This is a genomic window from Serratia sp. ME47 (assembly GCF_903970925.1).
Classification (GTDB): Bacteria; Pseudomonadota; Gammaproteobacteria; order Enterobacterales; family Enterobacteriaceae; genus Serratia; species Serratia ureilytica.
The window spans coordinates 106,136-128,783 of record NZ_CAJCKE010000014.1; the positions used below are offsets into that span (position 1 = coordinate 106,136).

Annotated in this window: 19 protein-coding genes; 9 read left to right on the forward strand and 10 right to left on the reverse strand. The window is 61.4% G+C overall.

The features are described from left to right. Positions 1-107 precede the first annotated feature (107 nt). Positions 108-665, forward strand: coding sequence for a glutathione-regulated potassium-efflux system oxidoreductase KefF (gene kefF, locus H7A77_RS15365; RefSeq protein WP_033641826.1), 558 nt, complete (start codon positions 108-110; stop codon positions 663-665). Continuing rightward, the gene (kefC, locus tag H7A77_RS15370; RefSeq protein ID WP_033651689.1) at positions 658-2,511 is read left to right on the forward strand and encodes a glutathione-regulated potassium-efflux system protein KefC; all 1,854 of its coding nucleotides are present in this window, start codon (positions 658-660) and stop codon (positions 2,509-2,511) included. Before kefF ends, kefC begins: the two co-directional genes overlap by 8 nt. 34 nt (positions 2,512-2,545) lie before the next feature. Here kefC and H7A77_RS15375 read toward each other — a convergent pair whose 3' ends face one another. Next, a complete protein-coding gene (locus H7A77_RS15375; RefSeq protein ID WP_182074375.1) occupies positions 2,546-3,160 on the reverse strand; it encodes a LysE family translocator in 615 nt (204 codons plus the stop codon). 128 nt (positions 3,161-3,288) lie between these two features. On the opposite strand from H7A77_RS15375, the gene H7A77_RS15380 reads away from it, so the two are divergent. From H7A77_RS15380 to H7A77_RS15395, 5 genes are all read left to right on the forward strand, one after another. Continuing rightward, positions 3,289-4,089, forward strand: coding sequence for a threonine/serine exporter ThrE family protein (locus tag H7A77_RS15380; protein ID WP_033641829.1), 801 nt, complete (start codon positions 3,289-3,291; stop codon positions 4,087-4,089). Then, positions 4,086-4,550: a threonine/serine exporter gene (locus tag H7A77_RS15385; protein WP_033651687.1), complete on the forward strand. Its 465-nt coding sequence runs from the start codon at positions 4,086-4,088 to the stop codon at positions 4,548-4,550. Before H7A77_RS15380 ends, H7A77_RS15385 begins: the two co-directional genes overlap by 4 nt. Positions 4,551-4,693: 143 nt before the next feature. Then, positions 4,694-5,176, forward strand: a complete 483-nt coding sequence (folA, locus tag H7A77_RS15390) for a type 3 dihydrofolate reductase (protein WP_033637073.1) — start codon at positions 4,694-4,696, stop codon at positions 5,174-5,176. A 223-nt stretch (positions 5,177-5,399) separates the two neighbouring features. Continuing rightward, positions 5,400-5,498: an MYXO-CTERM sorting domain-containing protein gene (locus tag H7A77_RS25750; protein ID WP_225735559.1), complete on the forward strand. Its 99-nt coding sequence runs from the start codon at positions 5,400-5,402 to the stop codon at positions 5,496-5,498. 65 nt (positions 5,499-5,563) lie between these two features. Beyond that, positions 5,564-7,246: a PhoX family phosphatase gene (locus H7A77_RS15395; RefSeq protein ID WP_370528330.1), complete on the forward strand. Its 1,683-nt coding sequence runs from the start codon at positions 5,564-5,566 to the stop codon at positions 7,244-7,246. Positions 7,247-7,292: 46 nt separating this feature from the next. On the opposite strand, the gene apaH is transcribed toward H7A77_RS15395, so the two are convergent. From apaH to lptD, 6 genes are all read right to left on the reverse strand, one after another. Beyond that, complete coding sequence (gene apaH / locus H7A77_RS15400; RefSeq protein ID WP_033641832.1) at positions 7,293-8,144, reverse strand: bis(5'-nucleosyl)-tetraphosphatase (symmetrical) ApaH; 852 nt, start codon at positions 8,142-8,144, stop codon at positions 7,293-7,295. Between the two features lie 2 nt (positions 8,145-8,146). Then, positions 8,147-8,524 carry a Co2+/Mg2+ efflux protein ApaG gene (apaG, locus tag H7A77_RS15405; RefSeq protein WP_015376624.1) on the reverse strand — a complete coding sequence of 126 codons (378 nt, stop codon included), beginning with the start codon at positions 8,522-8,524 and terminating at the stop codon, positions 8,147-8,149. Between the two features lie 12 nt (positions 8,525-8,536). Further along, on the reverse strand, positions 8,537-9,355 hold the full coding sequence (gene rsmA / locus H7A77_RS15410; protein ID WP_182074377.1) for a 16S rRNA (adenine(1518)-N(6)/adenine(1519)-N(6))-dimethyltransferase RsmA: 819 nt from the start codon (positions 9,353-9,355) through the stop codon (positions 8,537-8,539). Then, complete coding sequence (gene pdxA / locus H7A77_RS15415; protein WP_089192563.1) at positions 9,348-10,340, reverse strand: 4-hydroxythreonine-4-phosphate dehydrogenase PdxA; 993 nt, start codon at positions 10,338-10,340, stop codon at positions 9,348-9,350. Before pdxA ends, rsmA begins: the two co-directional genes overlap by 8 nt. Further along, positions 10,327-11,628: a peptidylprolyl isomerase SurA gene (surA, locus tag H7A77_RS15420; protein ID WP_089191173.1), complete on the reverse strand. Its 1,302-nt coding sequence runs from the start codon at positions 11,626-11,628 to the stop codon at positions 10,327-10,329. The genes pdxA and surA overlap by 14 nt, the downstream gene beginning before the upstream one ends. 65 nt (positions 11,629-11,693) lie before the next feature. Continuing rightward, complete coding sequence (lptD, locus tag H7A77_RS15425) at positions 11,694-14,069, reverse strand: LPS assembly protein LptD (protein ID WP_147880097.1); 2,376 nt, start codon at positions 14,067-14,069, stop codon at positions 11,694-11,696. A 228-nt stretch (positions 14,070-14,297) separates the two neighbouring features. On the opposite strand from lptD, the gene djlA reads away from it, so the two are divergent. Further along, a complete protein-coding gene (gene djlA, locus H7A77_RS15430) occupies positions 14,298-15,119 on the forward strand; it encodes a co-chaperone DjlA (protein ID WP_025301546.1) in 822 nt (273 codons plus the stop codon). A 143-nt stretch (positions 15,120-15,262) separates the two neighbouring features. Here the strand turns inward: djlA and rluA are convergent, their stop codons facing one another. From rluA to H7A77_RS15445, 3 genes are all read right to left on the reverse strand, one after another. Continuing rightward, the gene (gene rluA / locus H7A77_RS15435) at positions 15,263-15,913 is read right to left on the reverse strand and encodes a bifunctional tRNA pseudouridine(32) synthase/23S rRNA pseudouridine(746) synthase RluA (RefSeq protein WP_033641835.1); all 651 of its coding nucleotides are present in this window, start codon (positions 15,911-15,913) and stop codon (positions 15,263-15,265) included. Between the two features lie 57 nt (positions 15,914-15,970). After that, the gene (rapA, locus tag H7A77_RS15440) at positions 15,971-18,877 is read right to left on the reverse strand and encodes an RNA polymerase-associated protein RapA (RefSeq protein WP_047025192.1); all 2,907 of its coding nucleotides are present in this window, start codon (positions 18,875-18,877) and stop codon (positions 15,971-15,973) included. A gap of 247 nt (positions 18,878-19,124) precedes the next feature. Further along, positions 19,125-21,491, reverse strand: coding sequence for a DNA polymerase II (locus H7A77_RS15445; protein WP_182074378.1), 2,367 nt, complete (start codon positions 21,489-21,491; stop codon positions 19,125-19,127). A 215-nt stretch (positions 21,492-21,706) separates the two neighbouring features. Here H7A77_RS15445 and H7A77_RS15450 point away from each other — a divergent pair, with 215 nt between their 5' ends. Beyond that, a complete protein-coding gene (locus H7A77_RS15450) occupies positions 21,707-22,516 on the forward strand; it encodes a DedA family protein (protein WP_182074379.1) in 810 nt (269 codons plus the stop codon). The last annotated feature ends 132 nt before the right edge of the window (positions 22,517-22,648 follow it).

Genomic DNA, 22,648 nt, shown 5'->3' on the forward strand with positions numbered 1-22,648 from the left:
TAGGCTGGCGTTAAAAATTTCCGCTATCAATCAGTGGGCAAACTGTCACTCTGTGTGATTGGTATATGCTTGGTGTATTGGCAAGGAACGAAGGAACGACGATAACAATGATTCTGATAATTTATGCTCACCCGTATCCCCGGCATTCGCATGCCAATCACCGCCTGCTGCAGGCGGTGAGGGATCTTCCCGAGGTGGAGGTGCGCTCGCTGTATGAGCTGTACCCCGATTTCAATATCGATATCAACGCCGAGCAACAGGCGCTGGAGCGCGCCGACATGGTGGTGCTGCAGCATCCGATGCAGTGGTACAGCTTCCCGCCGCTGTTGAAGCTGTGGATCGACAAAGTGCTGGAGCACGGCTGGGCCTATGGCCACGACGGCAACGCGCTGGTGGGCAAAGACTGCCTGTGGGCGGTGACCAGCGGTGGTGACGAGCACCATTTTGAACTGGGCGATTTTCCCAACTTCGCCGCGCTGGCGCAGCCGCTGCAGGCCACGGCGATTTATTGCGGCATGAACTGGCAGCCGTACTTCGCCCTGCACAACACCTTTACCTGCAACGAACCGGCGCTGATCGCCGCCGGCGAAGCCTACCGGCAGCGGTTGGTCGACTACCTGATGGAACATGCCGAAGCGGAAACCCGGGAGGCCAGCCATGGATAACCACCACATGATGATCGAGGGGCTGATCTATCTCGGTTCCGCCGCGCTGTTCGTGCCGATTGCGGTGCGCCTGGGGCTGGGTTCGGTGCTTGGTTACCTGATCGCCGGCTGCATTATCGGCCCCTGGGGGCTGAAGCTGGTGTCGGATGCCGAGTCTATCCTGACCTTCGCCGAGATCGGCGTGGTACTGATGCTGTTTATCATCGGCCTGGAGCTGGATCCCAAGCGGCTGTGGACGCTGCGCGCCTCGGTGTTCGGCGGCGGCAGCATTCAGATGGTGGGCTGCGGCCTGGCGCTGAGCGCCTTCTGCTACTTCCTCGGCCTCAACTGGAAGGTGGCGCTGCTGATCGGTTTGACGCTGGCGCTCTCATCGACCGCCATCGCCATGCAGGCGATGAGCGAACGCAATTTGACGCCGTCGCCGATCGGCCGCAGCGCGTTTGCGGTGCTGCTGTTCCAGGATATCGCGGCGATCCCGCTGGTGGCGATGATCCCGCTGCTGGCCAGCAGCGGCGCCACCACGACGCTGGGCGCTTTCGTACTGTCGGCGGCCAAAGTGGTGGGCGCGTTGACGATGGTGGTGCTGCTTGGCCGCTACGTCACCCGCCCGCTGCTGCACTTCGTCGCCCGTTCGGGCATGCGCGAGGTGTTCAGCGCCGTGGCGCTATTCCTGGTGTTCGGCTTTGGCATCCTGCTGGAGATGGCCGGGTTGTCGATGGCGATGGGGGCGTTCCTCGCCGGGGTGCTGCTGGCGAGCTCGGAATACCGCCACGCGCTGGAGAGCGATATTCAGCCGTTCAAAGGGTTGCTGCTGGGGCTGTTTTTCATCGGCGTCGGCATGTCGATCGACTTCGGCACGCTGTTCCATCATCCGTTGCTGATCGCCTCGTTGCTGCTGGGCTTTATGCTGATCAAGGCGGCGTTGCTGTGGCTGATCGGCCCGCTGCTCGGGGTGCCGAAGCGCCAGCGCGGCCTGTTCGCCATTCTGCTGGGGCAGGGCAGTGAGTTCGCCTTCGTGATCTTCAGCGCCGCGCAGCTGGCCGGCGTCTTGCCGGTTGAATGGGCCAAGTCGCTGACGCTGGCGGTGGCGCTGTCGATGGCGGCCACCCCGCTGCTGTTGGTTATCGCCGCGCAGCTGGAGAAAAATGCGCCGAAAGAGGATCGCCCGGCTGATGTCATTGATGACGAGAACGCCAGCGTGATCATCGCCGGCTTCGGCCGTTTCGGCCAGATCGCCGGTCGTTTACTGTTGGCCAACGGCGTGCACACCGTGGTACTGGATCACGATCCGGACCATATCGAAACGCTGCGTAAATTCGACACCAAGGTGTTCTACGGCGACGCCACGCGCGCCGATCTGCTGGAGGCGGCCGGCGCCGCTCACGCCAAGGTGCTGATCAACGCCATCGACGATGTGGAGGACAGCCTGGCATTAACCGAGCTGGCCAGGCAGCACTTCCCGCATCTGAAAGTGGTGGCGCGGGCGCGCGACGTCGATCATTGGTATCAGTTGCGGCAGCTGGGGGTGGAAAAACCGGAACGCGAAACCTTCGAAAGCTCGCTGCGCGTCGGCCGTGAAACGCTGGAGCTGCTGGGGCTGGACGCCTATGAGGCGCGCGAGAAAGCGGACACTTTCCGCCGCTATAACCTGAAGATGCTGGAAGATACGCTGGATAATTACCAGGATACTGAATTCCGTATCGCCAGCCTGCAGCGGGCCAAGGAGATGCTCAGCGCGGCCATCGAGCAGGATCAGAATCGGCTGGCGCGGGTGCAGCAGACCGGCTGGCGCGGCAGTATCGACGGCAAGGCGCCGGAAGACGAAGTGGTGGAAGCCAAAGGATAAGGGGAGGGGCGCCGTGATGGCGCCCCTTTTTTGCTTAGCTCAGCGCGACCTTGATGCCTAAGGCGATCAACATGCCGCCCAGCAATTTGTCGACGATCTTCTGCGTCTTTTCCAGCCCGCGGCGCACCGGCCCGCTCTGGATCAAAAACACCAGCAGCGGCCACCAGATGACCGACAGGCCGAGAATAATCCCCGCGTACCACAGCTTGTCACCCAGACCGGAATCGATCTGCAACATCTGGGTGAAGACCGCCAGGAAGAACAGGGTGGCTTTCGGGTTCAGCAGGTTGCACAGGTAGCCTTGCGCAAAGGCGCTCTTCAGGCTGACCTGTTGCTGCGGCAGATTGCTGACGTTCATTTTGCCGCCGCCGCGCGACAGCAGCGCCTGGATGCCGATCCACACCAGATAGACCGCCCCGGCGTATTTCAGCAGGTTGAACAGCCACGGCGTGGTGGTGATCACCACCGCCAGCCCGGCGACGCAGTAGGACATGTGGGTGGCGACGCCGCAGATCACGCCGAAGGCGGTCATCATGGCGGCCAGACGCGGGTAGCGGGCGGCGTTTTTGATCACCAGGAAAAAATCCGGGCCGGGGGAAAGCATGCCGAGGGCGGCAATGCCGGCGACGAACAGTGAAGTTTCAAGCATGGGAGGCGTCTCGCGCAAAAGGCAGTATGTTGGCGATAATAACGCCGCTTCCTCTGATGCGCATCAACCCAATGAGGTATTGTTAGGCTCTATGATAATAATTCATCTATCGCCAGCGACGGAGCACCATGCAGCAGACTACCGCCACAGACAGGCCGGAACCGCACCGGCAACAGCGTGAAATCACCCGCTTGTGCATTCAATGCGCGCTGCTGCTGTTGCAGCACGGCGCCGAGAGCACGGTGGTGGAGCAGTTGTCCACCCGCCTGGGGTTGGCGCTGGGGATGGACAGCGTGGAAAGTTCAATCTCCGCCAATGCGGTGGTGTTGACCACCCTCAGCCACGGCGCCTGCCTGACCACGACCCGCAAGAATGTCGATCGCGGCATCAATATGCAGGTGGTGACGGAAGTGCAGCATATCGTGATCCTCGCCGAGCATCACCTGGCGGATACGCACGACGTGGCGCGGCGCTTCGAAAAGATCCGGCCGCTGCGCTATCCGCGCTGGCTGGTGGTGCTGATGGTGGGGTTGTCCTGCGGGTGTTTCAGCATGCTCAACGGCGGCGGCGGCGACGCCTTCCTGGTGACCTTTATCGCCAGCGGCGCGGCGATGCTGGTGCGCCAGATCCTCACTGCCCGCCATATGAATCCGCTGATCAATTTTTGCCTGACGGCGTTTGTCGCGACGTCGATATCCGGGCTGCTGCTGCGCCTGCCGGTGTTTAAAGAGACCTCGAGCGTGGCGATGGCCGCCAGCGTGCTGCTGCTGGTGCCGGGCTTCCCGCTGATCAACGCGGTGGCCGACATGTTCAAGGGGCACGTCAACACCGGGCTGGCGCGCTGGGCGATGGCCAGCCTGTTGACGCTGGCGACCTGTATCGGCGTGGTGATGGCGATGTCGCTGTGGGATCTGCGGGGGTGGTCATGAGTCTGCTGTGGGCATTGTTGCAGGAGATGCTGTTGGCGGCGGTGCCGGCGCTGGGCTTCGCCATGGTGTTCAACGTGCCGCTGCGCGCGCTGCGCTATTGCGCGTTGCTCGGGGCAATCGGGCGCGGCTCGCGCATGCTGATGATGCACGTGGGCATGAACATCGAGTGGGCGTCGCTGCTGGCGGCGATCCTGATCGGCATCATCGGTATCTATTGGTCGCGCTGGCTGTTGGCGCATCCGAAGGTGTTCACCGTGGCGGCGGTGATCCCGATGTTCCCCGGCATTTCCGCCTATACCGCGATGATAACGGTGGTGGAGATCTCGCATCTGGGCTACAGCGAGGCTTTGATGGAGACCATGATCACCAACTTCCTCAAGGCCAGTTTCATCGTCGGCGCGTTGTCGATCGGCCTGTCGTTACCGGGCCTGTGGTTGTACCGCAAACGCCCCGGCGTGTGAAATTCCCCGGCAAAAGAACGTTGGTTATTAGATATGCTGATAAGAGCTATCTTATATATTCATCTTGCTTGATTAGCCTATCGACGGCACTCAGGCCTTTACGTATAGTGTCACCAATTTTGCTGCCTACACAGGGTTAAACAATGATTATCAGCCTGATCGCTGCCTTGGCGGCGGATCGCGTTATTGGCATGGAAAACGCCATGCCGTGGCACCTGCCGGCGGACCTTGCGTGGTTTAAACGCAACACGTTGAATAAGCCGGTTATTATGGGCCGCAAGACCTTCGAGTCCATCGGCCGCCCGCTGCCGGGCCGTCACAATATCGTTTTGAGCAGCCGCCCGGGCAATGCCGCCGGGGTGACCTGGGTGACCTCGCTGGATGAGGCGCTGGCCGCCGCGGGTGAGGTGGAAGAAGTGATGGTGATCGGCGGTGGGCGCATTTATACCCAGTTGCTGCCGCGCGCCGATCGCCTGTACCTGACACACATCGACGCCGAAGTCGGCGGCGATACTCACTTCCCGGATTACGAGCCGGACGAGTGGGAAACCACGTTCAGCGAATTCCACGACGCCGACGATCTGAACTCGCACAGCTACTGCTTCGAAATCCTGCAGCGCCGCTGATCTCAGCGCGTTAGCCAGTCATCCCCGGGGGCGCAAGCAATTGCGCCCCCGGTCTTTTTGCGCCGGTCATTCGTAACCTTTCCGTCACATTACCTGATTAGTATGAAGCCCAACTCCGAGCGCCACGGCAACTCTGGTGAATCTTGACCGCGGCGCCATAACTAAAAAGGTAACCACGTTATGACCAAGCAACTTGAGCAATTAGACGCCGACCGCCTGATCGATCCCACTCGCCGCAAGCTGCTGCTCGGCAGCGCCGGCGCCGTCGGCCTGGCCGGTTTTCTCGGCGGCGGCATCTGGTCGGTCTCCGCCGAGGCGTTAGCCGAGGATCTGCCGCCGAACACGCTGCTGGGCTTCCGGGGCATCGCCGCGTCTACCGCCGATGAAGTGACGATAGCGCCAGGCTACCGCGCCGAGGTACTGATCTCCTGGGGCGAGCCGCTGGTGGACGGCGCGCCGGCCTTCGATCCGCAGGGCAACAACAGCGCCGCCGATCAGGAAAAACAGTTTGGCGACAACAACGATGGCATGAGCTTTTTCCCTATCGATGACAATCACGGCGTGATGGCCATCAATAACGAATACGTTAACGAGCAGTACCTGTTCGCCCACGGCGGCGCCAAGGCCACCAGCCTGGAAGAGGTGCGCAAATCGCAGGCGGCGCACGGCGTCTCCATTGTCGCGGTCAAGCGGGTCGGCGACGGCCAGCGCTGGGAGGTGGAGCGCCCGTCGCGCTATAACCGCCGCATCACCGCCAACAGCGAGATGCAATTCAGCGGTCCGGCCGCCGGACATCCGCTGTTGCAGACCGCCGCCGATCCGAGCGGCCGCAAGGTGCTGGGCACCTTCGGCAACTGCGCCAACGGCAAGACGCCGTGGGGTACCTACCTGACCTGCGAGGAAAACTTCGACACCTATTTCGGCACCCGTCAGGCCGATTATCGAACCACGCCGGAACAGAAGCGCTACACGCTGAAGGTCAGCGAACCGGAACGCAACTGGCCGGACTATGACGAGCGTTTTGATGTGGCGAAGAATCCCAACGAATTCAACCGTCACGGCTGGATTGTCGAGATCGATCCGTTGAATCCGACCTCGACGCCCATCAAGCACACCGCGCTCGGCCGCTTCAAACATGAAAACGCGGCGGTGACCGTGGCCAAAGACGGCCGTCTGGTGGTGTATATGGGCGACGACGAGCGCGGCGAACATATCTATAAGTACGTCTCCAAAGGCGTGGTCAACGCCGCCAATCCGGCCAACAATCGTACGCTGCTGGATGAGGGGACGCTGTACGTGGCGCAGTTCGACGGCGATGAAGCCGGCACGCCGCTGAAGGGCAAAGGGCGCTGGATTGCGCTTGAGTTCGGCAAGAACGGCCTGACGCCGGAGAACGGTTTCCGCGATGAGGCCGAAGTGCTGATCTTCGCCCGTAAGGCGGCGCAGCAGGTCGGCGCCACCAAAATGGATCGCCCGGAGTGGATCGCGGTGAACCCGCATGACGGGCGTGCGTACTGCACGCTGACCAACAACAGCAAGCGCGGCGAGGAAGGGATGCCGTTGAACGCCGCCAACCCGCGACCGAACAATATCTACGGCCAAATCATTCGCTGGGACGAGGGCGGCGACGCCACCGCCGACGTCTTCGCCTGGGACATCTATGCGCTGTGCGGCAACCCGATTGCCCACCCCGAAGGCGTCAACCGCGGCACGCCGAACATCACGGCGGAAAACACCTTCAACAGCCCGGACGGGCTGGGCTTCGATCGCGCCGGCCGTCTGTGGATCCTCACCGACGGCAAGTACAGCAACAAGGGCGACTACGTCGGGCAGGGCAACAACCAGATGCTGGTGGGCGATCCGGTCAGCGGCGAGATCCGCCGTTTCATGGTGGGGCCGAAGTCCTGCGAACTGACCGGCATCACCTTCACCCCGGACTACAAGACGATGTTCGTCAACGTACAGCATCCCGGAGAAGAAGGCGACTCGCACTTCCCGAACAACAGCCCGCGCCCGCGTTCATCGGTGTTGATGATCACGCGTGAAGATGGCGGAGTGATTGGGGCGTAAGGCGGCAATACAGAACAAAGGCGGCCACCGGGCCGCCTTTATCGTTTCAGGATGCGGCTAATCTGCCGGCGTGGTCAGGCGCTTCGCCGCGATTGGCGGGCTGCGTGAAGTAACGGCGGTCTTCCCAGCGCAGCATCGTCAGATCGCCGCCCCAGCAGCAGCCGGTATCCAGCCCGATCACGCCCTCCGGCGTGCCCTTGCCTTCCAGCGAGGCCCAGTGGCCGAAGATGATGGTGTATTCCGGGTCCACCAGGCGCGGCAGCTCGAACCACGGTTTCAGCGGCGCCGGCGCGCTGCCCGGCGCATCTTTGCAGATCATGTCGAGCTGACCGTTGGGGAAGCAGTAGCGCATGCGCGTCAGCGCATTGGTGCTGAAACGCAGGCGCGCCAGGCCGCTCAGCTCCGGCGCCCAGTTGTTCGGCATGTCGCCGTACATGGCGTCGAGGAACAGCGGATAGCTGTCGCTGCTCAATACCGCCTCCACTTCGCGCGCACACATTTTCGCGGTGTCGATGTCCCACTGCGGGGTGATGCCGGCGTGGGCCATCACCAGCTTTTGCTCATCATCCACCTGCAGCACCGGTTGGCGGCGCAGCCAGTTGATCAGCTCGTCGGCGTCCGGCGCTTCCAGCAGCGGCGTGATGCGATCTTTGGGTTTGTTGCGGCTGATGCCGGCGTAAACCGCCAGCAGGTGCAGATCGTGGTTGCCCAGCACCATGCGCACCGCCGGGCCGAGCGAGCGCACATAGCGCAGCACGTCCAGCGAGGCGGGGCCGCGCGCCACCAGATCGCCGGTCAGCCACAGTTGATCGCGCTCGGGATCGAACGCAACCTGAGCCAGCAGCGACTTCAGTTCATCGAAACAGCCGTGAACGTCGCCGATAAGGTATGTCGACATAATTAATGGATCAGCGTTGGAATGGCTAAGCGGAACACGGGAATAGCGGTGCGGAACGGCTGACCCTGATGGTCAACCATTTCGTAATGGCCTTCCATGGTGCCCAGCGGCGTTTCCAGAATGGCGCCGCTGGTGTACTGAAACTCTCCACCGGGCGGAATGACGGGCTGTTCGCCGATCACGCCTTCGCCCTGGACTTCGGTTTGGCGGCCGTTGCTGTTGGTGATCAGCCAGTAACGGCCCAGCAGTTGCACGTTGGTCCGCCCCAGATTGCGGATGGTAATGGTATAGGCGAAGACGTAACGCTCTTCTTCAGGGATCGACTGTGATTCCACATAGATGCTCTGAACCTGAATACACACGCGGGGCGAATCAATCATGACAACAACTCCTTATTGCTGCGGCGTCGGATTGGCTGACAGCCAGTTCGCCAGCTTGCAGTACTGCGCCACAGAAATATTCTCTGCTCTGAGCGAAGGATCGACGCCCAGCTCCGTCAGCTGCTCCGGCGTGAACAGATCGCCTAGGCTATTGCGGATGGTTTTCCGCCGCTGGTTGAACGCCTGCGTGGTGATGCGGCTCAGCATGCGCACGTCGCCCACCGGGTTCGGCAGCTCGGTGTGCGGGACCAGGCGCACCACGGCGGAATCGACCTTCGGCGGCGGCGCGAACGCGGTCGGCGGCACTTCCAGCACCGGGATGACGTTGCAGTAGTACTGCGCCATCACGGTTAAACGCCCGTAGGCCTTGCTGTTAGGGCCGGCCACCAGACGGTTGACCACCTCTTTCTGCAACATAAAGTGCATGTCGCGGATTGCCTGAGTATAGCTGAAAAGGTGGAACATCAGCGGCGTCGAAATATTGTACGGCAGGTTACCAAATACGCGCAGCGGTTGGCCAGCCTCCTCGGCCAGTTCGGCGAAATTCACCGTCATGGCGTCCTGCTGGCGGATGGTCAGCTTGTCTTTCAGCTGCGGGTGATTCTCCAGCCGAGTGGCCAGATCGCGGTCCAGTTCGATCACCGTCATGCGGTCCATGCGTGCGCCGACCGGCTCGGTCAGGGCGCCGAGGCCGGGGCCGATCTCGACCACCGCTTCGCCCGGCTGCGGGTGAATGGCGGAGACAATGCTATCGATGACAAACTGATCGGTTAAAAAGTTTTGTCCAAAGCGTTTGCGGGCAAAGTGCCCTTGGTGGACTCTGTTATTCATTACAATTAATTATCATTTTAATGGCGAGATTCAGGGCCGTTTGGAAACTGCCGACATCGGCGGTGCCGGTGCCGGCCAGTTCCAGAGCGGTACCGTGGTCGACCGAGGTGCGTATGAAAGGCAAACCGAGGGTGATATTCACCGCGCGGCCGAACCCTTGGTATTTTAGCACCGGCAGCCCCTGATCGTGATACATCGCCAGCACCGCATCGGCATCTTGCAGATATTTGGGCTGGAACAGGGTGTCCGCCGGCAGCGGGCCGACAAGATGGATACCGTCAGCGCGCAGCGCGTCGAGCGCCGGGATGATGGTGTCTATCTCTTCGCGCCCCATATGGCCGCCTTCCCCTGCGTGGGGATTCAGACCGCAGACGTAAATGTGCGGCTGGGCGATGCCAAATTTGGTTTTCAGATCGTGGTCGAGGATGCGAATGACTTCGAACAGGCTCTGCTGCGTGATGGCGCCCGGTACCGCCAGCAGCGGCAGGTGGGTGGTCGCCAGCGCCACGCGCAGCTCTTCGGTCGCGAGCATCATCACCACGCGATCGCAGCGGCTGCGATCGGCAAAGAATTCGGTATGGCCGATAAACGGCACGCCGGCGTCGTTGATCACGCCCTTGTTCACCGGGCCGGTGATCAAGGCGGCAAACTCGCCGTTCAGGCAGCCGTCACAGGCGCGCGCCAGGGTTTCCACCACGTAGGCACTGTTGCCGACGTTCAGTTCACCGGCGGTGACCGGCTGAGCGAGCGACACCGGCAGTACGGTCAGTGTGCCGGCGCGTTGCGCCTCGGCCGGCTGCTGCGGCTGGTAGTCGCGCAGCGTCAGCGGCAGGCCCAAACATTGGGCGCGTTCAAGCAACAGGGCCGGATCGGCGCACACCACCAGCTCAACAGGCCAATCCTGTTGCGCCAGGGCGGCTACCAAATCCGGCCCCACCCCGGCGGGTTCGCCGGGGGTAATGACGACGCGTTTATTGCTGCGCATCGCTGCCATCGAGGATCTTCACGTAAGCCTGGGCGCGCTGTTCCTGCATCCAGGTCTGCGCCTCTTCGGCGAACTTACGGTTGAACAGCATGCGGTAAGCGCGATCTTTCTGCGCGGCGTCGGTCTTATCCACCTGACGGGTATCCAGCAACTGAATCAGGTGCCAACCGAAGGAAGAGTGCACCGGCGCGCTGATCTCACCTTTGCTCAGCTTGAGCAACGCATCGCGGAAGGCGGGATCGTAGATGTCCGGGGAAGCCCAGCCCAGATCGCCGCCCTGCATGGCGGAACCCGGATCCTGCGACAGCTGTTTGGCTTCGTCGGCGAATTTGGCGCGGCCGCTCTTGATCGCTTCCGCGACGGATTGCAGTTTGGCGCGCGCCTGGTCGTCGGTCAGCACCACCGAAGGTTTCAGCAGGATGTGACGGGCGTGCACTTCGGTGACCGACACCGACTGGCTGGCGCCGCGGATGTCGTTGACTTTCAGGATATGGAAGCCGACACCGGAACGGATTGGGCCGACGACGTCGCCTTTCTTGGCGCTGACCAGGCGTTCAGCGAACAGGGTCGGGATCTCTTGCAGCTTGCCCCAGCCCATGTTGCCGCCTTTCAGCGCCTGAGAGTCGGCGGAGTAAGTGATCGCTAGCTTGCCGAAGTCGGCGCCGCTGTTGATCTCGCCCACCAGGCGTTTGGCCAGCTCTTCGGCTTTGTCGACCTGCTGCTGCGACGGGTTCTCCGGCAGCGGGATCAGGATGTGGCTGATGTTCATTTCGGTGTCGCTGCCGTTCTGCGCACCCACCTGTTTGGCCAGCGCGTCCACTTCCTGCGGCAGGATGGTGACGCGGCGGCGCACTTCGTTGTTGCGCACTTCGGAGATCAGCATCTCTTTGCGGATCTGCGCTCGGTAGGTGTTGTAGTTCAGCCCTTCGTACGACAGGCGGCTGCGCAGCTGATCGACGTTCATGCGGTTCTGCGCGGCGATGTTGGCGATCGCTTTGTCCAGATCGGCGTCGGAGACGGTGATGCCCATTTTCTTGGCCATCTGCAGCTGGATGTTATCCATGATCAGACGTTCGATGATCTGATGGCGCAGCGTCTTGTCGTCCGGCAGTTGCTGACCAGCCTGCTGGGCGTTGAGCTTCACCGACTGCAACAGTCCGTTGACGTCGCTTTCGAGTACCACGCCGTTATCCACGACGGCGGCGACTTTATCCACTTCTTGGGGTGCTGCGAACGCGGCATTGGCGCAAACCACCAATCCGAGAATAAGCGTTCTCCAGTTCTTCATACATTTCCCATTATGTAATCCGCAAATGCGGGTGAAAGTTCTCGTTTTCAAAGTGTTGCAAAGCATCAGAATGCGCGCTGATACGGCAGAATGCCGGAGCGCAGCATTTCTGCGGAGCCGAGACTATGATCGCTGCTCAGGCCGCGCAGTTCGACGTTGAACGAAACTCTGTTGTCGTAAACGCTGGCATTGTTGCTGCGGTTCCAGTCGGTGATCTTGCGCTCATAGCCCAGCGTCACCGCCCAGCAGCAGGTGTTGTACTTCAGCCCTACCAACTGATCGGCGGATTGTTTGGCGCGGGTGTCGTAGTAGTACGCCCCGACCACCGCCCAACGATCGGCGATCGGCCAGCTGCCGGTGATGCCCACCTGCGAGATGCCGTCCTGGAAGGCCGGAACCGTTTTGGTGTTCAACGCCGTCTGGATATATTCCGGCGTGGCGTAACGGTAGTTCAGCTGCACTACGCGCTCTGCATCCTGGCGGTATTCCACCACGCCGTTGCCCAGCGAGACGCTGTTCAGGCGGGTGTCGTACTGCAGGCCGCCGCGCAGGCCCCAACGATCGTCGATTTTCCAATAGGTATCGCCGGCCCAGGCCACGCTGCCGGTATCGTCGTTGTTGTCGTATCCCGTCACCTGATCGCCAGTGCGTGAACGGCTGAAGTAGTAGATTTGACCCACGGAAGCGTTAAAACGTTCCACCAGCGCGTCATCATAAATCCGGGTGGTCACACCGGTAGAGACGCGGTTCTGCGAAGCGATGCGATCCAGCCCGCTGTAGGTGCGGTCGCGGAACAGGCCGGAATAGTCGGTCTGCAGCAGCGTGGTGTCGTAGGTGTAGATGTTGCTCTGGTCGCGGTACGGCACGTACAGGTACTGCACGCGCGGCTCCAGCGTCTGGGTGGCGCCTTCGGCCCAGATCATCGGCCGCTCGAACACCAGCTTGCCGTCGACCTTGAACTGCGGCAGTACGCGGTTGACCGAGTTGTCGAGGTTCGGCGCAGTAACCGGATTGTCCACCGTACTCTTACGATTTTCATAGTTGGCGGCGAAACCGTCAGGAATATCCTGCTGGTAATGGGTCGCCATCACCTTGGCTTCGGTGTTCAGGCTGGCCCAGCCGTTGGTGAGCGGCAGGCTCAGCGTCGGCTCCATATGCAGACGGGTGGCGTCAGGGCTATATGGGTTGACGCTGGTAAACTTGGCCGCCTGGCCGTAAATATGGAAATCGAACGGGCCGAGATCGTTCTTGTAGTAATTCAGATCCAGCTGCGGCTGGACTTTATACGAGTCCGACAGTGAACGATCGGTACCGTCGTAAATCTGGAACTGCTTGGAGCTCAGCGTGGCGTTCCAGTTCTCGTTGGCGTAGCCGAGGCTGAATTTCTGCGTGGCGTAGCCGTCGGTGGTGGAGCCGTATTTGGAGTCCAGATCGGTGAAGTACTTGGAATCGCTGACCTTGGTGTAATCGACGTTGAAGCGCCACACCTGATCCATAACGCCGTTGTGGTTCCAGTAGAACAGCCAGCGTTTGTTGTCGTCATTGGTTTTGCCGTATTCCTTGTCGTCCGGCAACCAGTCGAACTCCATCAGGCCGAGGCCCGGCTGCACCAGATAACGGAACTCGGTCTGCCACTGCAGGCCGCGCTTGGACATATAGTGCGGGGTAATGGTGGCGTCGTAGTTCGGCGCGATGTTCCAGTAGTACGGCAACATGAACTCGAAGCCGTTGTTGCTGCCGTACTTGGCGTTCGGGATCAGGAAGCCGGAACGGCGCTTGTCGCCGACCGGCAGCTGCAGGTACGGGCTGTAGAAAACCGGCACGCCGCCGATGCGGAAGCGGGCGTTCCATATTTCCGCCACCTGCTCTTCGCGATCGTGGATCACTTCGGAACCGACCACGCTCCAGCTGTCATCGCCCGGCAGACAGGAGGTAAAGGTGCCGTTTTCCAAGATGGTGTAACGGTTGGCGCCGCGCATTTTCATCTTGTCGGCGTCGCCGCGTCCCTGACGGCCTACCATCTGGTAGTCGCCTTCATAGACGTCGGTATCTTTGGTATTCAGGTTAGACCAGGCCTTCGGGCCTTTCAGTTTGATCTGATTGTCGCTGTAGTGCACGTCGCCGGTGGCGGTGACGGTACGCACCGGTTCCGTCTGGCCGGGGTTTTGCGTCTGATTCAGCTCAACTTCTTTGGCGGTCAGGGTGCTGTTGCCCTGCTCGATATGCACGTTGCCGCTGAACAGGGCGCTTTTCGGGTAGTCGGCGCGCGAGTCATCGGCATTGATGGTCACCGGCTGGCTGTTCGGATCGCCGCTGACCAAAGGCTTGTCGTAAACAGGAACGCCAAGCATGCATTGCTCGGCCAGATCAGCCAGCGCATGCTGACTGTAGAGTGCCGTCCAAATCATCGTGGCCAGCAGTGTTGGGAAACTTTTTTTCATACGCGGTTTTGGTGTTCCGTCATCAGAGGCGTCGTGTCCGGCAAACGGTCAGAGACTATATTACTCATCTGCGTTGCGCTAGTGCTAAATCCAGCCGTTTACTTGCGTCGTCGTTAGGCGCAAAGATAAATGACAGGTATGATAATCCAAATTCTAGGAAAAATCGCCTGCGCCCTTTCCTGAAACGGAGGAGAGCGGGCGGCTTTCGGCATGATAATTGAGGAGTATATGCAGTATTGGGGAAAACTGCTCGGCGTCATCGTCGCCATCTGGTCTGGCGCGGGATTCTGGGGTGTAGTTCTGGGGCTGATTATCGGTCATATGATCGATACGGCGCGCAGCAACAAGCGCAGCCGGGGGTTTTTCACCGACCAGCAAACGCGGCAAACGCTGTTTTTCCGCACCACTTTTCAGGTTATGGGCCACCTGACCAAATCCAAAGGACGCGTCACCGAGGCGGATATCCAGATCGCCAGCCTGTTCATGGATCGCCTGCAGCTGCACGGCGAAGCCCGCACTGCGGCGCAGCAGGCGTTCCGCGAGGGCAAACAGAGCCAGTTCCCGCTGCGTGAGACGCTGCAGCAGTTCCGCAGCATCTGTTTCGGCCGCTTCGATCTGATTCGGATGTTTCTGGAAATTCAGATTCAGGCGGCGTTCGCCGACGGCTCGCTGCACCCGAACGAACGTCAGGTGCTGTATGTCATCGCCGAAGAGCTGGGCATTTCGCGCGCGCAGTTCGATCAGTTCCTCAGCATGATGGAGGGCGGGCGTCAGTTCGGCGGCGGTCAGCAGGGCGGGTATTCGCAGGGCGGTTATCAGCAGGCTCAGCGCGGCCCGACGCTCGACGATGCGTGCAAGGTGCTCGGCGTGCGCAGCAGCGACGATGCCGCCACCATCAAACGCGCCTACCGCAAGCTGATGAGCGAACACCATCCGGATAAGCTGGTGGCGAAAGGCTTACCGCCGGAGATGATGGAAATGGCCAAGCAGAAAGCGCAGGAGATCCAGGCTGCGTACGACCTGATCAAACGCGAGAAAGGTTTTAAATAACGATACCCGTCATACTTCGAGCTGCAGGTGTGTTGGCTGCCCGCGCTTACCCCGGTCACGTACTTTTTGTACGCTCCCGGGGCTGCGCTTAGTTGCCGCCTTCCTGCAACTCGAATTATTTAGGGTATCTCGGGGTGATGAGCTCAGAAATCCGGCTCGGCGCGAAAGTGCATCGGCGTCTGGAAGGCGGGGTGGGTGATGCGCAGCTCTTGCGCATGCAGCTGCAGCCGCGGCGCCATCGCTTTGGCTTCCGGCGGAGCGTAGAAACCGTCGCCGAGGATCGGGTGTCCCAGCGCCAGCATGTGCACCCGCAGCTGATGCGAGCGGCCGGTGATCGGCGTCAGCTTCACGCGGGTGCTGCCGTCGGCGTCGCGCGACAGCACCAGATATTCCGTCTGCGCCGCTTTGCCGGTGTCAAAACACACCTTTTGCAGCGGCCGGTTCGGCCAGTCGCAGATTAGCGGCAAATCCACCAACCCTTCGTCATGCGCCATATGCCCCCAAACGCGGGCGATATAGGATTTCTTCGGCTCGCGTTCGCGGAACTGACGCTTCAGCTCACGCTCGGCGGCCTTGTTGAGCGCCACCACGATCACCCCGCTGGTGGCCATATCCAGCCGGTGCACCGATTCGGCGGCCGGATGATCGGCCTGAATGCGGGTCATCAGGCTGTCTTTGTTTTCCGGCGCGCGGCCGGGCACCGACAGCAAGCCGCTGGGCTTGTTGACCACCATGATGTGTTCATCCTGATACAGGATGTGCAGCGGGTCCTGCGGGGGATTGTAGGGTTCCATCTTGGCTCCGCGAAAAGGGCCGAACGGGGAGGCAACCACCTCCCCGCGTCGCGCCGGTTACTGGTGGGTGACCACCACCAGACGAATGGCGTCGAGACGCCAGCCGGCTTCATTGAGGTTGGCCAGCACCTGACGGCGGTTGAACTCCAGCGTCTCGACTTCGTCGTCGCGGATGTTCGGGTTGACCGCCTTCAGCGCTTCCAGACGCGCCAGCTCGGCGCTCAGCTTGTCGTCCGCCTCTTGCTTCGCCTGTTCGATAAGCGTGCGAGCCTGCGCTTCCACCAGGCTTTCCGCCTGCTGCAGCATGGCGTGCACGTCTTGCTGCACGGCGTTGACCAGCTTGCTGGAGGTGTGACGGTTGACCGCGTTCAACTGGCGGTTGAAGCTTTCGAACTCGACCTGCGCCGCCAGGTTGGTGCCCTTGCGGTCCATCAGCATGCGGATCGGCGTCGGCGGCAGGAAGCGGGTCAGCTGCAGGTGCTTCGGCGCCTGGGCTTCCACCACGTACACCAGCTCAACCAACAAGGTGCCGACCGGCAACGCTTTGTTTTTCAACAGGGACACCGCACAGCTGCCGGTATCGCCGGACAGGATAAGATCCAGGCCGTTGCGGATGATCGGGTGTTCCCAGCTGACGAACTGCGCGTCTTCGCGCGACAGCGCCTGATCGCGATCGAAGGTGACGGTGCAGCCGTCCTGTGGCAGGCCCGGGAAGTCCGGCACCAGCATATGGTCGGACGGCGTGAGCACGATCAGGTTGTCGCTGCGATCTTCCTGATTGATGCCGACGATGTCGAACAGGTTGAGTGCGAAGCCCACCAGGTTGACGTCGTTATCTTGCTCGGCGATGGCGGCGGCCAGCGCCTGGGCTTTGTCGCCGCCGTTGGAGTGCATCTCCAGCAGACGGTCGCGGCCTTGTTCCAGCTGCGCTTTCAACTGGTCATGCTGCTGGCGGCAGGCGTGGATGAATTCGTCCAGGCCTTCCTGCTCGGTCGGCGCGGCCAGATAGCCGATCAACTGCTCGTAGCAGCTGTCGTAGATGGTGCGGCCGGTCGGGCAGGTGTGTTCGAAGGCGTCGAGCCCTTCGTGGAACCAGCGGCCCAGCACCGCCTGTGCGGTGTGCTCCAGGTAAGGCACCATGATTTGGATATCGTGCATCTGGCCGATACGGTCCAGACGGCCGATGCGCTGTTCCAGCAGATCCGGATTGAACGGCAGATCGAACATCACCAGTTGGCTGGCGAACTGGAAGTTGCGGCCTTCGGAACCGATCTCGGAACACAGCAGCACCTGCGCGCCTTCCTCTTCGGAGGCGAAGTAGGCGGCGGCGCGGTCGCGCTCGATGATCGACAGCCCTTCGTGGAACACCGCGGCGCGGATCGCTTCACGCTCGCGCAGCACCTGCTCCAGCTGCAGCGCGGTATCGGCTTTGGCGCAGATCACCAGCACTTTTTCGTTGCGGTTGGCCAGCAGGTAATCCAGCAACCATTCGACGCGCGGGTCGAAGTTCCACCAAGTGGCGTTTTCGCCTTCGAATTCCTGGTAGATCTGCTCCGGATACAGCATGTCGCGCGCGCGCGCTTCGACGGATTTCTTGGCGCCCATGATGCCGGACACTTTGATCGCGGTCTGATACTGGGTCGGCAACGGCAGCTTGATCTGGTGCAGGTTGCGGTGCGGGAAGCCCTTCACGCCGTTGCGGGTGTTGCGGAACAGCACGCGGCTGGTGCCGTGGCGATCCATCAGCATGGCCACCAGCTCCTGGCGCGCCTGCTCGGCGTTGTCGCCTTCGCTGTTGGCCGCTTTGAGCAGCGGTTCGATGTCCTGCTCGTCGATCAGCTCGCCCAGCAGGTTCAGCTTGTCGTCGGCCAGGCGTTCACCGCTCAGCAGCAGGGTGACGGCGTCGGCCACCGGACGGTATTTCTGCTGTTCGGCGACGAACTCGCCGTAGTCGTGGAAACGGTTCGGATCGAGCAGGCGCAGGCGCGCAAAGTGGCTCTGTTGGCCCAGCTGTTCCGGGGTGGCGGTCAGCAGCAGCACGCCGGGGATATGCTCGGCCAGCTGTTCGATCACCTGATATTCGCGGCTCGGCGCTTCTTCGCTCCAGGCCAGGTGGTGCGCTTCATCGACTACCAGCAGATCCCACTGGGCGTCCGCCAGCTCTTCCAGGCGCTGCTTGTTGCGGCGCACGAAGTCCAGCGAGCAGATCACCAGCTGTTCGGTCTCGAACGGGTTGCTGCTGTCGAGCTTGGCTTCGGCGTAGCGGCTGTCGTCGAACAGCGAGAAGTAGAGGTTGAAGCGGCGCATCATCTCCACCAGCCACTGGTGCTGCAGCGTTTCCGGCACCACGATCAGCACGCGCTCGGCGCGGCCCGCCAGCAGTTGCTGGTGGATGATCATGCCGGCTTCGATGGTTTTGCCGAGGCCGACTTCGTCCGCCAGCAGAACGCGCGGCGCATGGCGCTGGCCGACTTCATGAGCGATGTGCAGCTGGTGCGGGATCAGGCTGGCGCGCATGCCGCGCAGGCCGGCGAACGGCAGGCGATACTGCTCGCTCTGGTATTTGCGGGCGCGAAAACGCAGCGCGAAACGATCCATGCGGTCGATTTGGCCGGCGAACAGGCGATCCTGCGGCTTGCTGAAGGTCAGTTTGCTGTCCAGCAGCACTTCGCGCATCGCCACGCCGCTTTCCTGGGTGTCCAGGCGGGTGCCGATATAGGTCAACAGACCGTTTTCCTCTTTCACCTCTTCCACCTGCAGCTGCCATCCCTCGTGGCTGCTGACGGTATCGCCCGGGTTGAACATCACGCGGGTGATCGGCGAATCGTTTCTGGCATAGAGGCGGTTTTCACCGGTGGCGGGGAAAAGCAGGGTAATCATGCGCGCATCCAGCGCCACGACGGTGCCCAGTCCTAATTCGCTTTCCGTGTCGCTGATCCAGCGTTGACCAAGAGTAAAAGGCATATATTGTCGGCTCGATTCTTTGTAAGTAAGTCTTGTTACCGGGCGGGAAGGGCCGCGGCACCTGTACTGAACATCGGTTAATCCCGGTTTGTTTTAAATTTGACGGGCAATAGCCGTTCACGCCATGCAGACGTCGCGAGACGGCAGGGCTAAGCGTGGTTCAGTTTTGGGAAGGGCGCTATGGTAATGGAAGGCGGCGCGTTCGTCACCTGCAAAACCGGATGATTTTTCTTAACCTGGCGCAATCTCAAAACAGCCCCATCTGCCCGGTGACCAGCGTGGTGAAGTCGTCGTGCAAGAAAGGGAGTATAGCGTCTGCCACCGGTTGCAGCTGACGTTCGAGGTAGTGCTGATAATCGATGGGCGAATGGCGGGTTTCCAGCGGTTCCGGCCCGGCGACGGTCATCACGTAGCTGATCCAGCCGCCGTTCTGATACTGCAGCGGCCGCCCCTGACTGCGGTTGTAGTCGTCGGCGATGCGCGCGGCGCGGGCGTGCGGCGGCACATTGCGCTGATAGTCGTCGAGCTTTCTGCGCAGCCGTTTGCGGTACACCAATTGATCGTCGAAGTCGCCGTTCAGGGTTTTGCCGACGTAGTCGCGCACATAGTCCTGGTAGGGCTGTTGTTTGAAGATGCGCTGATAGAGCTGCTGCTGGAACTGCTGCGCCAGCGGCGTCCAGTCGGTGCGCACCGTTTCCAGGCCTTTGTACACCATCTCTTCCTGGCCGTCGGCGCGCGCGACCAGGCCGGCGTAGCGTTTTTTGCTGCCCTGTTCGGCGCCGCGAATGGTCGGCATCAGGAATCGGGAATAGTGGGTTTCGAACTCCAGTTCCAGCGCGTTCTCCAGCCCGAACTGCTGCTGCAGATGCTGTTGCCACCAGGCGTTGACCCGCTGCACCAGCGCCCGGCCGATCTGCGCCGCCTGCTGCTCGTCATGCGGCTGTTTCAACCAAACGAAGGTGGAGTCAGTGTCGCCGTAAATCACCTGATACCCTTCGGCTTCGATCAGCTCGCGGGTTTGGCGCATGATCTCGTGGCCGCGCAGGGTGATCGACGACGCCAGCCGCGGATCGAAGAAGCGGCAGCCGCTCGATCCCAGCACGCCGTAAAGTGCGTTCATGATGATCTTCAGCGCCTGCGACAGGGGCTTGTTGTGCTGGCGTTTGGCGGCCTCGCGCCCTTGCCAGATCTGCTCGACGATCGCCGGCAGGCAGTGTTTGCTGCGCGAGAAGCGGGCGTTGCGAAAGCCGGGCACCGAGTCGGCGTCGCTGGGGTGGCGCATGCCTTCCACCAACCCGACCGGATCGATTAAGAAGGTGCGGATGATCGACGGGTACAGACTTTTATAGTCCAGCACCAGCACCGAGTCGTACAGGCCGGGCCGGGAATCCATCACAAAGCCGCCAGGGCTGTGTTCCTCCGGCTGTTCGCCGAGGTTGGGGGCGACAAAGCCCAGGCGATGCATGCGCGGCATATAGAGGTGGCTGAAGGCCGCCACCGATCCGCCGCTGCGATCGGCCGCCAGCCCGGTGACGGTGGCGCGCTCCAGCAGGAAGTTGAGCAGGTCGGCCTTGGCGAAAATCCGCGTCACCAGCTCGCAGTCTTTCAGGTTGTAGCGGGCCAGCGCCGGCTTGTCTTCGGCGAAGCGCCGGTCGATCTCCGCCATGCGCTGATAAGGATTGTCGATCGCCTTGCCTTCGCCCAGCAGCGCCTGCGAAACGTATTCCAGGCTGAAGGAGGGAAAGTTCCAGGTGGCGGATTTCAGCGCCTCGATGCCGTCGATGATCAGGCGGCCGGCGGCGGCGGCGAAAAAGTGATTCTGCTTGAAGCCATGCTCGCGCCATTCCAGCAGGTTGCCGCCGCGCCCCAGCCGCAGCGGGATTTGGTAGCGTTCGGCGTGCTTTTGCAGCACCCGCAGATCGAACTGCACCAGGTTCCAGCCGATGATGGCGTCGGGATCGTGACGCTCCAGCCACGCGTTCAGCCGTTCCAGCAGTTGAGGGCGGCTGGCGCAGTATTCCAGATCGAAATCCAGCGGCTCATCGCCGCCGTTGGCCGGCCCCAGCATGTAGACCTGCCGCTGGCCGCAGCCTTCCAGCGCGATGGAGTAAAGCTCGCCGTGGGCGGTGGTTTCGATATCCAGCGACACCAGTTTTAGCGTTGGGCGGTACTCCGGCGCCGGCTTCATTTGGCCGCTGAGCAACGGCCCATTGCCGTCGCCCTGGCCGTTGAACCATACCGGCGCGGTGATGAAGCGTTCCATCAGGTAGCGCTCGGGCGGGCGAATGTCGGCCTCGTAGACCGCAACGCCGCCTTCCCGCAGCAGTTTTTCCAGCTTGATGAGCTGACGGTGCTGGCGGCAGTACAGCCCCAGCATCGGGCGGTGATGAAAATCCGTCAGCGCCAGCGGTTTCAGTTCGACTTGCCGCTCTTCGCGCAGCAGCAGTTCCGCGCGCTGCCTTTGTTCGGCGGGGATAAACGCCACCGAGGTTTGCGGCGGCAGACGCAGCTGGCGCGGGCCCGCGTCGGTCGCCAGCCAAAATTCGACCTCGGTGCCGGCGGGCGTGTCGCGCCAGTGGCGAGTGAGCAGGAACCCCTGTTGCAGTGCTGTCATAACCCCTTCGTTTTTCGCCGGGCGGCGTGTGCGACGTTCAGCGTGATGTCGGTTTTGGCGCTAATATAGATAAATTATAGTATGGGTTTTTATACAGTGATTGTCCATTGCCGCGCGGCGTTGCCAAATACGCATACAATTCATCGATTGACTCGCCAGCGGCGGCGCTGGAAAATCCTCGGCCCCGTTTGGCCCGAATAATCCACAGAGGTGTAATGGAAGCCTATTTACAAGATTTGATCACCCAGTCACTGGCTTTCACTCTGATGGTCGTTCTGCTGGTCGCTTTTCTGGAGTCGTTGGCGCTGGTGGGGCTGCTGTTGCCCGGCACGGTGATGATGGCCAGCATCGGCGCGCTGATCGGCAGCGGCAAGGTGGATTTTTACTACGCCTGGGCGGCGGGCATCGTCGGCTGCCTGCTCGGCGATTGGATCTCCTATTTCGTCGGCCGCGCCTTTAAGGGGCCTTTGCATCGCTGGTCGTTTCTGAAGAAGAACAAAGCGCTGCTCGACAAAACCGAACATGCCTTGCACCAGCACAGCATGGCGACCATTTTGATCGGTCGCTTCGTTGGCCCGACGCGCCCGCTGGTGCCGATGGTGGCCGGCATGCTCGATTTGCCGCCGTACAAGTTTGCGTTGCCGAACATCATCGGTTGCCTGACCTGGCCGCCGGTCTATTTCTTCCCCGGCATTCTGGCGGGGGTGGCGATCGATATCCCCGCCGACGCCAACAGCGCGACGTTCAAGTGGCTGTTGCTCGCGGCGGCGCTGCTGATCTGGCTGGCGGTGTGGCTGAGCTGGCGCTGGTGGCGCGAGGGCAAGCGCAGCGCCGATCGGCTGAGCCGTTGGCTGACGCCGCTGCGGCTGCGCGTGGTGTGCGGATTGAGTTGGCTGGCGACGTTGGCGGTCGGCTATTTGCTGAGCCAACAGCCGCTGATGCCGGTGTACCGGCATCTGTTGTGGCAGGTGCTGTCGGGGGAAAAAACCGGAGAGGGGCGTGGTGGGGGAGAGGGGTGGGTATAATGTAGATCGTGGGGGGCGGGGGCGTAATTAAAAAAAAAGTAAAGACACAATATGAAGGAAGTAGACACTCAAAGATGTAAATGCAGAAGAGCGTGTCGAAATCGCAGTACAACGGCACAGCGTTACCTATAT